General features: G+C 46.1%; 10 protein-coding genes and 1 pseudogene. 7 read left to right on the forward strand and 4 right to left on the reverse strand.

Annotated features, from left to right (window positions below; all coding sequences use genetic code 11):
• Positions 1–241: 241 nt before the first annotated feature.
• Both L9Q39_RS17585 and L9Q39_RS17590 read left to right on the forward strand, forming a co-directional pair.
• Positions 242–1615, forward strand: a complete 1374-nt coding sequence (locus L9Q39_RS17585; RefSeq protein ID WP_237486389.1) for a glutamine synthetase family protein — start codon at positions 242–244, stop codon at positions 1613–1615.
• A gap of 43 nt (positions 1616–1658) precedes the next feature.
• Positions 1659–2936 (forward strand): NAD(P)/FAD-dependent oxidoreductase, encoded by a 1278-nt coding sequence (locus L9Q39_RS17590; RefSeq protein WP_237486390.1) that lies wholly within the window; start codon positions 1659–1661, stop codon positions 2934–2936.
• Between the two features lie 165 nt (positions 2937–3101).
• Here L9Q39_RS17590 and L9Q39_RS17595 read toward each other — a convergent pair whose 3' ends face one another.
• The gene (locus L9Q39_RS17595) at positions 3102–4304 is read right to left on the reverse strand and encodes an MFS transporter (RefSeq protein WP_237486391.1); all 1203 of its coding nucleotides are present in this window, start codon (positions 4302–4304) and stop codon (positions 3102–3104) included.
• Positions 4305–4467: 163 nt separating this feature from the next.
• On the opposite strand from L9Q39_RS17595, the gene L9Q39_RS17600 reads away from it, so the two are divergent.
• A complete protein-coding gene (locus L9Q39_RS17600; RefSeq protein ID WP_237486392.1) occupies positions 4468–5346 on the forward strand; it encodes a LysR family transcriptional regulator in 879 nt (292 codons plus the stop codon).
• A gap of 62 nt (positions 5347–5408) precedes the next feature.
• Here the strand turns inward: L9Q39_RS17600 and L9Q39_RS17605 are convergent, their stop codons facing one another.
• A complete protein-coding gene (locus L9Q39_RS17605) occupies positions 5409–5897 on the reverse strand; it encodes a C40 family peptidase (protein ID WP_237486393.1) in 489 nt (162 codons plus the stop codon).
• A gap of 384 nt (positions 5898–6281) precedes the next feature.
• On the opposite strand from L9Q39_RS17605, the gene L9Q39_RS17610 reads away from it, so the two are divergent.
• Positions 6282–7406: a M14 family metallopeptidase gene (locus L9Q39_RS17610; protein WP_237486394.1), complete on the forward strand. Its 1125-nt coding sequence runs from the start codon at positions 6282–6284 to the stop codon at positions 7404–7406.
• A 126-nt stretch (positions 7407–7532) separates the two neighbouring features.
• Here the strand turns inward: L9Q39_RS17610 and L9Q39_RS17615 are convergent, their stop codons facing one another.
• Both L9Q39_RS17615 and L9Q39_RS17620 read right to left on the reverse strand, forming a co-directional pair.
• Positions 7533–7727, reverse strand: coding sequence for an opacity family porin (locus L9Q39_RS17615; RefSeq protein WP_237486395.1), 195 nt, complete (start codon positions 7725–7727; stop codon positions 7533–7535).
• A gap of 207 nt (positions 7728–7934) precedes the next feature.
• A complete protein-coding gene (locus L9Q39_RS17620) occupies positions 7935–11075 on the reverse strand; it encodes an adhesion domain-containing protein (protein ID WP_237486396.1) in 3141 nt (1046 codons plus the stop codon).
• Between the two features lie 328 nt (positions 11076–11403).
• On the opposite strand from L9Q39_RS17620, the gene L9Q39_RS17625 reads away from it, so the two are divergent.
• From L9Q39_RS17625 to L9Q39_RS17635, 3 genes and pseudogenes are all read left to right on the forward strand, one after another.
• Entirely contained in the window at positions 11404–12363 is a 960-nt protein-coding gene (locus L9Q39_RS17625; RefSeq protein WP_237486397.1) for a transposase, read from the forward strand.
• 310 nt (positions 12364–12673) lie between these two features.
• On the forward strand, positions 12674–13633 hold the full coding sequence (locus tag L9Q39_RS17630) for a transposase (protein ID WP_237486398.1): 960 nt from the start codon (positions 12674–12676) through the stop codon (positions 13631–13633).
• 199 nt (positions 13634–13832) lie between these two features.
• A pseudogene (locus L9Q39_RS17635) lies at positions 13833–14255 on the forward strand (transposase); the annotation flags it as partial.
• Positions 14256–14257: the final 2 nt, after the last annotated feature.

Here is a 14257-nt window from a genome sequence, read left to right on the forward strand (position 1 = left end):
CGCACCCTGCTTTTCTGCGTTCTGTTATTATGAATGACACTATTTTTGTTAACTGTCAACAGTCAGTGTTAACTATATTTTACCAATAAAGCACAGTAATCCCTCAAAACAATCAAAATGAAGCACTATAATTAACAACAACTGAAACAAAATACTTTACACCTACTGCCGAGTTCGAGTAGCCTGTTTTGGACAGCGAGTAAAGGATTACAGCGATAAAAGCATGCAAAGGAAGGGATATATGAGTGCAGAACGCAAACCTTGGGTCACGAGTGCTGACCTAAATCAAGCCTACGATTTTATTGAAAGCCATCCCGATATCACCAGCATTGACCTAATATTATTCGATATCAACGGCAAAGAGCGCGGCAAACGCATCCCCGTCTCTTCACTGCCCAAGGTGTATGAGTCAGGCGTCTGTATGCCTGCGTCGGTGTTCGCCCTTGATATCAAAGGCGAAACCATAGAAGAGACCGGACTCGGTTTTGACCAAGGCGATTCCGACCGAATTTGTCGCATTGTTCCCGGATCACTCCAGCCTATTCCTTGGAAACCGGGTGTCGCCCAAGCGGTACTGACCATGTGCAATCGACAACAGAGTGATGGCTTTTTCGCCGACCCTCGACTGGTGTTAACCAAACAGTTACAAGACCTGCAACAGCAAGGCTTCAATCCCTGCGTAGCAGTTGAATATGAGTTCTACTTGCAAGATCTCCATCCAGATGAACAAGGGAATCCTCAGCCCCCCATCATGCCACTAAGTCAAACCCGAATGGCGCAGACACAGGTCTACTCCTTAGATGAGTTGGATGAATTTAAAAGCTTTATTGATGAGGTTATTGAGGTATGTCAGCAGCAAGGGATCCCAGCTTCTAATATCAGCGCCGAATACGCCCCGGGGCAGTTTGAGGTCAACCTCAAACACAGTAGTGATGTCGTCGCGGCCTGCGATCAATCGATGTTAATGAAGCGGGTGATTCGTGCTATCGCCAAAAAACATGGATTCTGCGCCAACTTTATGGCCAAACCCTACAGCGAATACTCGGGTAACGGCTGCCATATCCATGTCAGCCTATTAGATAATGATGGCAACAATATTTTCAGTGACCAGCCGGAAGTGTTTCAACACGCCATCGCTGGCATTTTAAAATATATGTCAGAAACAATGGCGATCTTAGCACCTAATGCCAACTCCTATCGCCGCTTTCAACCCAACATGTTTGTTTCTATGCAACCCAATTGGGGCTGGGACAACCGAACCGTTGCATTGCGAGTGCCTTCCGATACCGAAGAAAACCGCCGAGTCGAACATCGTGTCGCCGGTGCGGATTGTAACCCCTACCTCGTGGTTGGCGTGATTCTGGCCTCAATTTTAGAAGGGGTACAACAGCAACTCCAAGCGCCACAAGCAATCGATGGTAACGGCTTTGAGCTTCCGCTCGATAATCCGTTTCCTCTCTCTTGGCCACAGGCGTTGGAGCAGTTTGATGCCAGCAAAGTCTTAGAGCGTCACCTATCAGCTAATTTTTGTCGTGTCTACCACGCCAACAAATACAGTGAACAACTCGCTTTCGCGACCAACATTACCCCTTTGGAATACGAGTGGTACCAATAAGTGCCAATAAGGACCATTACTCAAGATATGTAAGGATACATTGATGAAACAAGATCATACCAATTCATACTATGCAGCCAGTGCCAACCAAAGTTTTGACTTTCCCGAATTGACCACGGAGGAGATGGCCGACGTCTGCGTGGTTGGAAGCGGGATCACTGGTGCAGCCACCGCATTAGAACTGGCCAGTAAAGGCTTAAAGGTTATCGTCCTAGAGGCAGAGCGTGTCGGCTGGGGAGCATCAGGGCGCAGTGGTGGTCAGGCTATTTTTGGCTGGGGTTGTGATCAGGATACTATCGAGAACTTAGTGGGCCACAGCGACGCGAAAAAGCTATGGGATCTCTCTGTTGAATCTCTTTCCGTCACTAAGGATTATATCAATCGCTACAATATTGATTGTGACTGGCGTGACGGCATGGTGCATTTGGGCGTCAAGCCCCGCCATGACCGAGAGCTCGAAGCTTGGTATCGTCAAATGAACGAGGACTATGGTTACTCTTCATTACAACTCTGGAACCAAGAACAAGTACGTCAACACATCAACAGTGATCGCTACACATCCGGTTTATTCGATGCCAACAGCGGTCATCTACATCCTCTCAACTATACCTTAGGGCTCGTCAAAGCCGCCAAAGAGGCTGGTGCTATCTTTTATGAAGGCAGCGCTGTTAAGAATATTAAACATGGCTCACCAGCCATGGTGATCACAGATAAAGGCAAGGTGATTGCCGACCACGTTGTGCTGGCGGGCAACGCCTATCTAAAGGGCATTAGTTACCCGATCGAATCGCGAGTCATGCCTGTTGGCACCTACATTTGTGCTACCGAACCCTTAGGTAAAGAACTGGCGATGAGCTTGATGAAGGATCATATCTCGGCCTGTGACATCAATTTTGTTTTAGACTATTTCCGTATTTCAGCAGACTATCGCATGCTGTTTGGCGGCAAAGTCAGTTACTCCGGTCTTGAGCCAATGAACCTGAAAGAGACCATGCGTAAACGTATGATTTCGGTGTTCCCACAGCTAAAGAACGTCAAAGTAGAACAAGCGTGGGGTGGAAATGTCGCCGTCACTATCAACCGAGCACCCCATTTTGGTCGTTTAAAAGATAACGTCTATTATGCTCAAGGCTTCTCTGGTCACGGTATCGCTGCGGCAGGTTTAGCGGGTAAACTGATGGCGGAAGCGGTGGCAGGAACCGCGAGCCGTATCGACACCTTCCAAAAAATCCCTCATCTGCCCTTCGTTGGCGGTCGCGTATTTAGAACCCCAGCCATGGTACTAGGTATGGCTTACTATCGCGTCAGGGATATGTTGTAACGTCACACACCAGCCATTAGTTCTTAGCAAAGGATAAGAACTAATGGCGAACTTATTCGTGCTTTTTACCCATTGTTAGTTTTATAACCCAGCATTAGTTTTTCTCCCAACATCAGCACTTTTACCCATTGTTAAAAAACCGTATGGCGGATTATCAGTCAGCCGCTACGCAGTACCTATGGATGACGGCTTTTGCTTAACTGCCAGCTTCTGATAGGTCGCTACCAACAAGATCGCGATCAGCAGCAGCACCCCACTACTCACCAGCACACCTTGCCAACCAAAAGCAATAAAATAGGGTTCAAAATAGAACACACCTAAACTCGCCCCCGAATAATAAGACAGACTGTACAAGGCCTGAGCGCTGCCCTTGGCTGTTTTTACGCTTTGTCCGACAAGGGCGCTGGCATTCGCATGGCAAAAGAAAAAACCAAACGAGAGTAATATCATGCCAGAAACCACAAAGATCAATGGCGCCTGAAACAGTAACCCGACAGAGGTGAGCATGATGACAATGCCTACACCCACTCCGGTCACTGGATTATGCTTACGGGCAAACTTACCCGCCAATGACGAGCTCATGGTTCCCCCCAACAAGGTCACAAACATCATACTGCGCATATCGCTGGACATGTTATAAGGTGCACCTTCTAGTATCATCATCAAATAATTGGTGATGTTGACAAAGCAACCAAATCCGATACAGATAATCATATAGATCAACAGTAAACGCCAAGACGTCAAATGGTTACCATACGCTTTGATGCACGATGACAGACTAAATCGACTCGCTGTAAAGTGGCGCTGTTTTGGTAAGCAATACAGCACTAGGATAAACAGCACCACACTTATGGCAGTGATGATATATCCTCCTGCCGCCCAGTGTTCCGCATATTCCGCCCCCATCCCTCCGATTATACGACTGAGCAACCCGCCTAAAGTATTCGAGGCGATGTAATACCCCACTGCGGAAGAGAGCCAACTTTTTCTTAATTCTTCGGCCAAAAGAGGGATAGCGATCGCCGGACACGAAGCAAAACAGACGCCCTGAAAAAAGCGCACCAGCAAAAAACCGTGATAGTTTTCGATCACTGGAAGAAGGATAGAGAAACAGAGCCCACAGGCCATGCCTGACAGCAAAACGGTGCAGCGACCAAAGGTGTCGGAGAGCGAAGCAAATAAAATTAAACCCACCCCCAAGCCTAGCAACGGCACCGACATTGCCAAGTTAGCCTCCATACTCGAAACGACAAACACATTTTGTAGAGTGGGGAGCAATGGCTGTAGCCAATAAATATTGGCGAAGGCAATCATAGAACTGAGGCAGATGCAGAGTATATAACTTTGATAACGACTTATTTTTTTCACTTCACGACAACTTATTAGCGAGGGTTAAGGCTTTGTGACCTGCGATACCTGTTAGCATAAAAACCCCTTGCCAATAAATAAAATATAATATATTTATTCAAGTCATACATTTTATTTATACGTCCATTTAACGGACGCTGAGAGACATCTCTAGGGACGACCATTGGAACTTAGACAACTTAAATATTTTGTGGCAGTTGCAGAGCAAGGATCTATCTCTGCGGCATCGCGCCAACTTAATCTCGCTCAGCCAGCAATCAGCAGCTCAATCAAAAAACTGGAAGCGGATCTCAATAGCGTGCTTTTTTATCGTAAGGAGCGTGGCGTCAGCCTGACTGTTGCAGGACAAGAGTTTATGCTACACGCTCGACAGATTCTCCAGCAGACCTCTGATGCCAAACTCGCCATGCAAAACTTGGTCGGCTTGGATAAAGGTGAGGTTGAGATAGGAATGCCAAGTATGGTTGGGTCTTACTATTTCCCCCCTATTTTGATGGCATTCAAACACCAGTATCCAGGATTACAGCTCAATATCATTGATGATGGTACCCGCAATATCCAACAGCGACTGCTTAATGACGACTTAGAACTTGGCGTCATCGCAGACCATTACTTCACTCCGGAGCTCGATGGCAGCAAATTGGTCACAGAAGAGATCGTGGTATGTATGGCCGAAGACCATCCCTTAGCCCAGAAAGAGCGGATAGAGTATCAAGATTTTCTGGCGCATGAGCTGGCTCTGTTCCGCAAAGGCTACTATCACCACTCCTTAATTGAGCGTATCAGCCGCGAAGAGAACATGATCCCCAAGGTCTCTTTTTCCAGTAACCTACTGCCACTGATCAAGACCATTGTCAGGCAAGGTTATGCCATCTCGCCCATGTGGAAAGTAGCCATTCAGGATGACGATCGCATTGTCACACGCCGATTCGCTAAACCTTTCTATATTGAACTAAGCCTTGCTTGGAAAAAAGACCGCTATCTCTCTAGCGCCAACCAAGCCTTTCGGGATTTTGTGCTAGAGCATGTGAATACGCGCTAGGGCAATAGGCAAATGGGCAAATGGGCAAATGGGCAAATGGGCAAATGGCACCAAAAATCATCTCAACTCAAGTCGATACGTATTACCGTGATATAACGCTTCGGATAGCCGCTGTTAAAGAAACTGGTTTCGGTGACACCATAATGCTTCTTTGATGACGAGCTGTGAATAAAGCTCAAGCTGTTGACTCCCACTTCAGTAATGATTCCTGCATGTCCGGGCTTGCGGATTTTAGGGTCTGTGCCAGTAAAGACGATCAAGTCTCCAACCTGCGCCTGCTCAATATTGATCTTATTAGCATACAGGCTGGTATATTGCGATGTGGTGCGAGGCATGGGGATGTTGAAGTGCCCATAGACATATTGAATAAAACCAGAACAATCAAAACCGCTCGGTGAGCTACCGCCCCAAACATAATCCGAACCGATATACCCTCTCGCAAAAGAAACCAGTTGTTGTTGATTATGCTCTAAACTGCGATCTGTTCTGGCAGAGTTGACTGGGTTAGAAGCACAAGCAACCAGAAATATCGATAGAAACAGTATTCTCATATTAGTCACCACCTGTAGCGATTTGCACCCATCACTCACTCCGTTATAAAGGGCAAAGATGAGCTTTGAACCCGTCCGTTGTTTACCGACAATGTTAGCATAAAGTGGCAAACCGCCACGCCAACCGCTTGCTCAAAACGAGCTTTTACTTCCATCATTGTTTAAAGTTCAGCTTATTTTTATGGCGCTTTCTATACCAACCGCTAGTGAAAAACCAAACCGAAAAAGAACTAAAAAATGAAGCTATTGACCTTGCGGCTGCCTTGATAATTCAGTGCTCACCCTTCAGCTATGTAATAAGCCAACAAATAATCGTCGTAACCCCTTGGTATCACAAGATATATGGTACTCTTACTACACCTCAACAACGAGATGGCAACGACAATGAAAATTTTTAGTAACTTCGAGAGTGGCAACATTCATGTTATCGCTGATGATTCCCCACAGGATATTCAGCTATCTATCCCTGCCGATAATAATACCGATATTGCACAGTGGTTTCACTTTCGCCTAGAGAGCGAAGCGCAACAAGCTCACCATTTCACCATCAACGATTTGACAAAATCGGCCTACCCTGAGGGTTGGGTGGATTACGATGTCGTCGCCTCCTATGACCGAGAAGAGTGGTTCCGTATTCCTGCCAAGTTCGATGGTGACAAACTCACGTTTAATGTCATCCCAGAAGATGAGTCCATGTACTTCAGCTACTTTGCACCCTACTCTTACGACCGTCACCAAGACTTACTCCATAGCGCGCAAACACACCCTGCTTGTAAGCTCGAAACCCTTGGTCATACTTTGGATAACAACGACATCAGCATACTGACCATAGGCGAACCAAGCGATAACAAGAAAAACATTTGGGTGATTGGTCGCCAGCATCCCGGCGAAACTATGGCAGAATGGTTTATCGAAGGTCTTTTGCAACGTCTTCTCGATGAAACCGACACCGTTGCCCGTGCGTTAGTCAATAACGTGGTGTTTCACGTCGTACCGAATATGAACCCAGATGGCAGTATTCGCGGTCATTTGCGTACTAATGGCATTGGGGTCAACCTAAACCGTGAGTGGCAAACGCCATCAATGGAGCGCAGCCCAGAGGTTTACTTAGTCCGCGAGCGTATGCTCAAAACTGGCGTCGATCTCTTCCTCGATATTCATGGCGACGAAGCCATACCCTACAATTTCGTTGCAGGGGGAGAAGGCATACCCAGCTACGATAAGCGCATTCAACACCTAGAAAATCACTTTAAGCAATCGCTGCTCACCATTACCCCTGAGTTTCAAGATGCGATCGGTTACGACAAAGATGAACCTGGCAAAGCCAATCTGACAGTAGGTTCTAACTGGGTAGGCGAACAGTTCAAATGCCTGTCCTTGACCTTAGAGATGCCATTTAAAGATCACATTAGCCAAGCGGATGAGTTGTATGGTTGGTCACCTGAACGCAGTGCGGCTTTCGGTCATGATACCTTGAGTGCTGTGTGGGCAACGGTGGATAAGTTGTAATCCATTTAAACACCAAAGCCAGAAGATAACAGCCTAAACTTATGTTTGGGCTGTTTAGCACGACCGTGCAACGTCAAAAAGGCCACCACTGGTGACCTTTTCAGAGTGCGTTATTTGGAATTTTTATTAAAAGTTATAGCGGAGCCCGATATTGACTCCTCTATTGATAAAATCCACACCATCAAAATCTGCCGTTAAATAACGATAACCAATTGCCAGATCGATGTTGTTCTCAAACTTATAACCAGCATCAATCCCTACTTGAACTGCAGTTTCTGTTTCACTCCTCAAGGGGACACACACTTTAAGACCTTTATACATACTTTTGATTCCTTTCTGCAAAGGAATGACGTTCGTGTGGAAAAGACATACATATAGAATGGCGGACTTATGGGGCACACGTATTTATTTTAATAGTGCGCCCTATTTTAAAGGTTATCGCCGTTTGACGATATTCCGTTATTGTCACTCTATGATTGTGCTTATCACTTTGGCGTGGACATCCCAATCCCGACCTGCATTAGCATTCTAATCACAATGAGTAACATTTACGCCTGACGCGTCTCCCCCACGACTTGCATTCCCCCACACAACTACAGAGCCATCATTTTTCATCGCGGCAAATGATGAATCATTACTGACAATACTCTTGACATCAGTCAGTGTACTGCCAGCAGGCGTCAGTGTACTGACATCTCCTCCCCAACCAATATTTCCCCAAGCCACCACCGTACCGTCATTTTTTAGTGCGGCAAAAGCCCCGTAAGAACTAATAACACTCTTCACATTAGTAAGAGAACTACCTGCGGGGGTGATTACATTGGCATCCCCACCCCAACCTGCTTGTCCCCAAGCTACCACCGTACCGTCATTTTTCAGCGCAGCAAAAGCACGCTGAGTATTAACAATACTCTTCACATTAGTAAGAGAACTACCTGCGGGGGTGATTACATTGGCATCCCCACCACTATCTGCATCTCCCCAAGCCACCACCGTACCGTCATTTTTTAGTGCGGCAAAGGCTTTGTGACCGCTCACTATGTTCTTGACATCGGAGAGTGTACTCCCAGTTGGCGTGATCACATTGGCATTGCCTCCCCACAATGAGTATCCCCATGCAATGGCAGTACCGTCACTTTTCCATGCAGCCATAGCATAACTAGCACCAACAATACCAATCACATCAGCAGCAGTACTTCCTGTCGGCGTCAGCGCATTAAGATTGCCACCATAAGATGACTCTCCCCAGGCGACCACAGAACCATCCTTTTTATGCGCAACAAAAGCATTGTTATTACTGACGATATTTTTTACATCATCAAGGGTACTGCCTGTGGGAGTGAGGCTGCTGACATCGGCTCCACTATTGGGTCCCCAAGCCACCACTGTACCGTCATCTTTTAGTGCCGCAAAATCATAGTTACTGGTAAATATTTTAACCACATCCGTCAGAGTACTTCCTACTGGAGTTAGCGTACTCGTGTCTGTACCAAACCCCCATGCCGTCACTGTGCCATCGGTTTTTAACGCGGCAAAACCGCCTTCACTGACAGTAATGCTTTCGACATTCGTCAATGTGCTTCCGGCAGGATACAGTGTATCTGCATCATACGAATTACCCCACGAAACGACGGTGCCATCGTTCTTAAGCGCAGCAAAACCGTTGCCACCTACAATACTTTTTACATCGTCTAGAGTGCTACCAGTCGGCGTCACCACAATGTCGTGACCTCCCCAAAATACGACGGTCCCGTCACTTTTTAATGCCGCGTATCCAGCACTAGCCGCAGTGATAGATACCACATCCGTTAGAGTACTGCCTGCTGGGTAAAGCGTACTTGCATCCCCTCCCTCAAAGCTATGTCCCCAAGCAACAACCGTACCGTCAGGCTTTAATGCCGCATATGAGCTATAATTTAAGGAAATGTCAGCGTAACCAAAATAGCCTTTATCGGAAACAACACTCGGAGCAACATTTGCCGTCGCAGTGACTGCGCTTTTAACTGTATCTGTGATGCCAAAAGTGAATTGCCCGTTACTGTCGGTGAAGTAGTTGTCTCCTGGCACTGCGGGATTAAACGTCGCTGTGGTGGGCGTTGGTGACAGTGACTGATGGATATACTCATTCGCGTATGGACCAAAGGGAGTCGTTACGGTTGTCTTATATTCCAGCGTGTCACCGGGAACAGCACAGCGCGAACTGCTGGTTAATGCAATGCTGAACTCCCCCTCTCTATAACAGGACACAAAATATGCCTCGCCACTCGTGACGGTAGAAATAGTGCCATCGTCTAAATTTACAATGCGATAGTCTGGCGCTAACGCCGTCCCATCATTAGCAAGGTAGTGATAAGCCATCGGCCAATCTTTTAACGTTTGTGGTTTTCCTGCGGGGTTATTGACCAAATCTTGCAGCTGCTGCGTCGTCGGCAGGGTTGCGCCTAATGATTGGCAATGACCGATGACTTCATTGGCGTAATAACCGGCGATATCAATCGCGGGGGAATAACTGCTATCGGTCAATAATTCTGAATACACGGCATTTGAATAGAGTGACTCAAGGACACTCTTGGGCGCGATAAAGTATTGGGTAATTTTTTGATTAGGTGCAATATCCTGATTGATTTCAATCGCTTCCCAACCCGGCAACTGGTCGGCGTCACCAACGGCAACACGGAGTATGCCCATTTCTGTCCCGCCTTTGCCGTCATCAATCATATAGCTGACATCATGGTAGCGGTTTTCGCTGGCTTTAAAATTGATGTTTTTTTCATTCCATGCCGCTGAAGCGATGGCGACCGAGGCATAAAATGCATCGACGCGATTGAGACCGTAATCATTACCGTCATGATCGGTTGTAACGCATGTGGTGATATCAAGAGCGGTTTCTATGTTGGGCGGCACAACGAACGGGTAATAACAGGTTGGAATAAGGGTAACACCTTGGTTGTGGCTCTCGCCGACCACAATATCAAGAATCCCCAGCTTGTTGGTATTGGTGCCTGCATTGGTATAAGTAAACAAAATACGGTCATGACCCACGGTTGCCGCTGGGGTGTAGTCTAAGGTTTGACTGGCAGCAGAAAGAGTCACGCCACCCGCATAAGGATAAGCATGAGAATAGGTAGACAACAGGGTAAAGCCGGTAAGCACCTCACCCGCATCGGCAAGCAAGGCAGCAATATCAATGGTCTGAACACCGCCATCGACCAACACAGCGGCACTGATGGGCATCATATCGAGTACCGTTACGGTGGCTCGCGGTGAAGGGGCAACCAAACGCATCACCCCAGAGACCACAGAATCATTAGTAATCGGTGCTGCACTGGTGACGGTATAACGATAATCGCACACTGCCGTTGCTGACTCTGACAGGGGCGAAATCAAAAGACTCGCGTTGTGTATTTTTGGCGTTGCACAATCGGCACTGGTGTTGGTTAAGCGCTCGATGCTACTTACTGTAAAGGCACTTTTATCAGACACGGCGACCTTATTATCAAGGTCGACAGTTAATGATTGACCAAACTCTGAGGTAACAACAAAGTTTTGTGCATTAATCGTCACCGGTAATGCCTCTTGTACTAGGTTGCTATTATCTTTTTCCGATTCAGACTGACAGCCAAAAACACTAAACAGTAAGAATAATATTATATATTTTTTAATTTTCATTATATTTTCCACATCCCACCTATAACAGCCAAACTTTTCAGATATCCGTGCAAGTTCAAATGCATCCACCGTCACGACAAAGCTTTACAGCCTGCCATGCAAAAAAAAAAAACGGTTGCATCATGCTGTTTATTTAAACCCTCCTTGCTAATTTAACTGGCGTAAGTTAGTGCAAGCCAAAAACAAACCCAAAAAGGACAGGCATATTATGAAAATGAAACAGTCGTTTCATAAAACTTCGCAAAGTCACTCGTAAAATTCTGTTGTGATTCAGTTTTCTATCAAGTGGCGAGCTATATTGGTGAAAATTCCACCGTCGGAGCCCATCATGACCCAAGCCAGAAGTCAGCAAGTCTGTTTAGAAGCCACATCGTACTATCACTGCGTTTCCCGCTGTGTTCGCCGTACATTTCTGTGCGGTTATGATGAACAATCACAAACAAGTTATGAGCATCGACGCGGCTGGATACAGTCCAGAATCAAGCAACTAAGCCAAATTTTTTGTATCGACATCTGTGCCTATGCTGTGATGAGTAATCACTATCATGTGGTGGTACATATCAATCAACAGCAAGCGAAAGCATTGTCGGATTTTGATGTGATTGAGCGGTGGAGTCAGCTTCACACAAAGCCTGTGCTAATACAGCGTTTGCTTTCAAATCAGATAAAAAGTGTTGCCGAGTTAAACGCAGCCAATGAAATCGTAGAGCAGTGGCGAGAGCGCTTATACAGCCTTAGTTGGTTTATGCGCGAATTGAACTTTGATATTGCGATGAAAGCGAACCGAGAAGAAGATTGCAAAGGGCATTTTTGGGAAAGTCGCTACAAAAGTCAGGCTTTGTTAGACGACAAAGCATTGCTGGCCGCTATGGCTTATACCGACTTAAATCCCATTCGAGCAGGCACGGCTAAAAGGTCAGAAACATCAGATTATACCTCAGTTCAAGACCGCCTCAATGCTCTGAATCGGGACCAACACACCGCACCTTGTCTTCATCCGTTTGTGGGAAGTTCAACTAATGACATGTTAGCAGGGATCCCGTTTAGGCTGATGGATTATCTAGAACTGGTCGACTGGACTGGGCGACAACTCAGGCAAGGAAAAGCGCGTATTAACCCCGAGTTACCTCCCCTTCTGGAAAGACTGAGTCTTACGCAGCAAGAGTGGCTAAAAGTGTGCACTCAACTTGAAAAACAACGTGCAACTTTAGTCGGCGGCAAAGCCAGTTTTCCCTCCGTACTCATAAAGATGCAAAGGCATCGAATGTGTGGCTACCAACTCGGATAATGTCATTTAAAAACTTTGTAACTGGCATCAGCAACTAAGGCTGAGAGTTGGTGTGGTTGTTATCCTAGGATTTGCCTCATTTTGAAGGTTATCGGCTTAATCTTACTCACAAACACCATACGCTAGAATCTAAGCAAAGCGGATTTGAAGTTGTTGTAAGATTTACTTTTTAATTTGCCTGTCCTTTTATTCTAAAATGAAACAGTCGTTTCATAAAACTTCGCAAAGTCACTCGTAAAATTCTGTTGTGATTCAGTTTTCTATCAAGTGGCGAGCTATATTGGTGAAAATTCCACCGTCGGAGCCCATCATGACCCAAGCCAGAAGTCAGCAAGTCTGTTTAGAAGCCACATCGTACTATCACTGCGTTTCCCGCTGTGTTCGCCGTACATTTCTGTGCGGTTATGATGAACAATCACAAACAAGTTATGAGCATCGACGCGGCTGGATACAGTCCAGAATCAAGCAACTAAGCCAAATTTTTTGTATCGACATCTGTGCCTATGCTGTGATGAGTAATCACTATCATGTGGTGGTACATATCAATCAACAGCAAGCGAAAGCATTGTCGGATTTTGATGTGATTGAGCGGTGGAGTCAGCTTCACACAAAGCCTGTGCTAATACAGCGTTTGCTTTCAAATCAGATAAAAAGTGTTGCCGAGTTAAACGCAGCCAATGAAATCGTAGAGCAGTGGCGAGAGCGCTTATACAGCCTTAGTTGGTTTATGCGCGAATTGAACTTTGATATTGCGATGAAAGCGAACCGAGAAGAAGATTGCAAAGGGCATTTTTGGGAAAGTCGCTACAAAAGTCAGGCTTTGTTAGACGACAAAGCATTGCTGGCCGCTATGGCTTATACCGACTTAAATCCCATTCGAGCAGGCACGGCTAAAAGGTCAGAAACATCAGACTATACCTCAGTTCAAGACCGCCTCAAGGCTTTGAATCGGGGGCAACACACCGCACCTTGTCTTCATCCGTTTGTGGGAAGCTCAACTAATGACATGTTAGCAGGGATCCCGTTCAGGCTGATGGATTATCTGGAACTGGTCGACTGGACTGGGCGACAACTCAGGCAAGGAAAAGCGCGTATTAACCCCGAGTTACCTCCCCTTCTGGAAAGACTGAGTCTTACGCAGCAAGAGTGGCTAAAAGTGTGTACTCAACTTGAAAAACAACGTGCAACTTTAGTCGGCGGCAAAGCCAGTTTTCCCTCAGTACTCATAAAGATGCAAAGGCATCGAATGTGTGGCTACCAACTCGGATAATGTCATTTGAAAACTTTGTAACTGGCATCAGCAACTAAGGCTGAGAGTTGGTGTGGTTGTTATTCTGGGATTTGCCTCACTTTGAAGGTTATCAGCTTAATCTTACTCACAAACACCATACGCTAGAATCTAAGCAGAGCGGATTTGAAGTTGTTTTAAGATTTACTTTTTAATTTGCCTGTCCTTTTATTTTTTTTTCAAATACGTCCCATGGAAAGACTACAAGACCATTACCGCAGACTTAAAAGAAATCTATCAAGCTACGACGGAAGATGAAGCTCTGTTGGCGCTAGAGCACTTCGGTGATAAATGGGATGAAAAGTACCCTCAAATCAGTCGCTCATGGACGGCTCATTGGGATAATCTCAATACTCTGTTCAGCTACCCTCAAGATATCCGTAAAGCTATCTACACGACGAATGCGATTGAATCACTGAACAGCGTGATCAGAAAGGCGACCAAGAAACGTAAACTGTTCCCGACGGATGAATCGGCTAGAAAGGTAGTGTATCTGGCGATTATGGATGCTTCCAAGAGATGGACAATGCCAATCCATCACTGGAAGCAAGCTCTAAACCGCTTTATGATTATGTTCGAAGACCGACTAACTGAATACTTGTAACA

Origin of the sequence: Vibrio hippocampi (assembly GCF_921292975.1) — a bacterium.
GTDB classification, from domain to species: Bacteria; Pseudomonadota; Gammaproteobacteria; order Enterobacterales; family Vibrionaceae; genus Vibrio; species Vibrio hippocampi.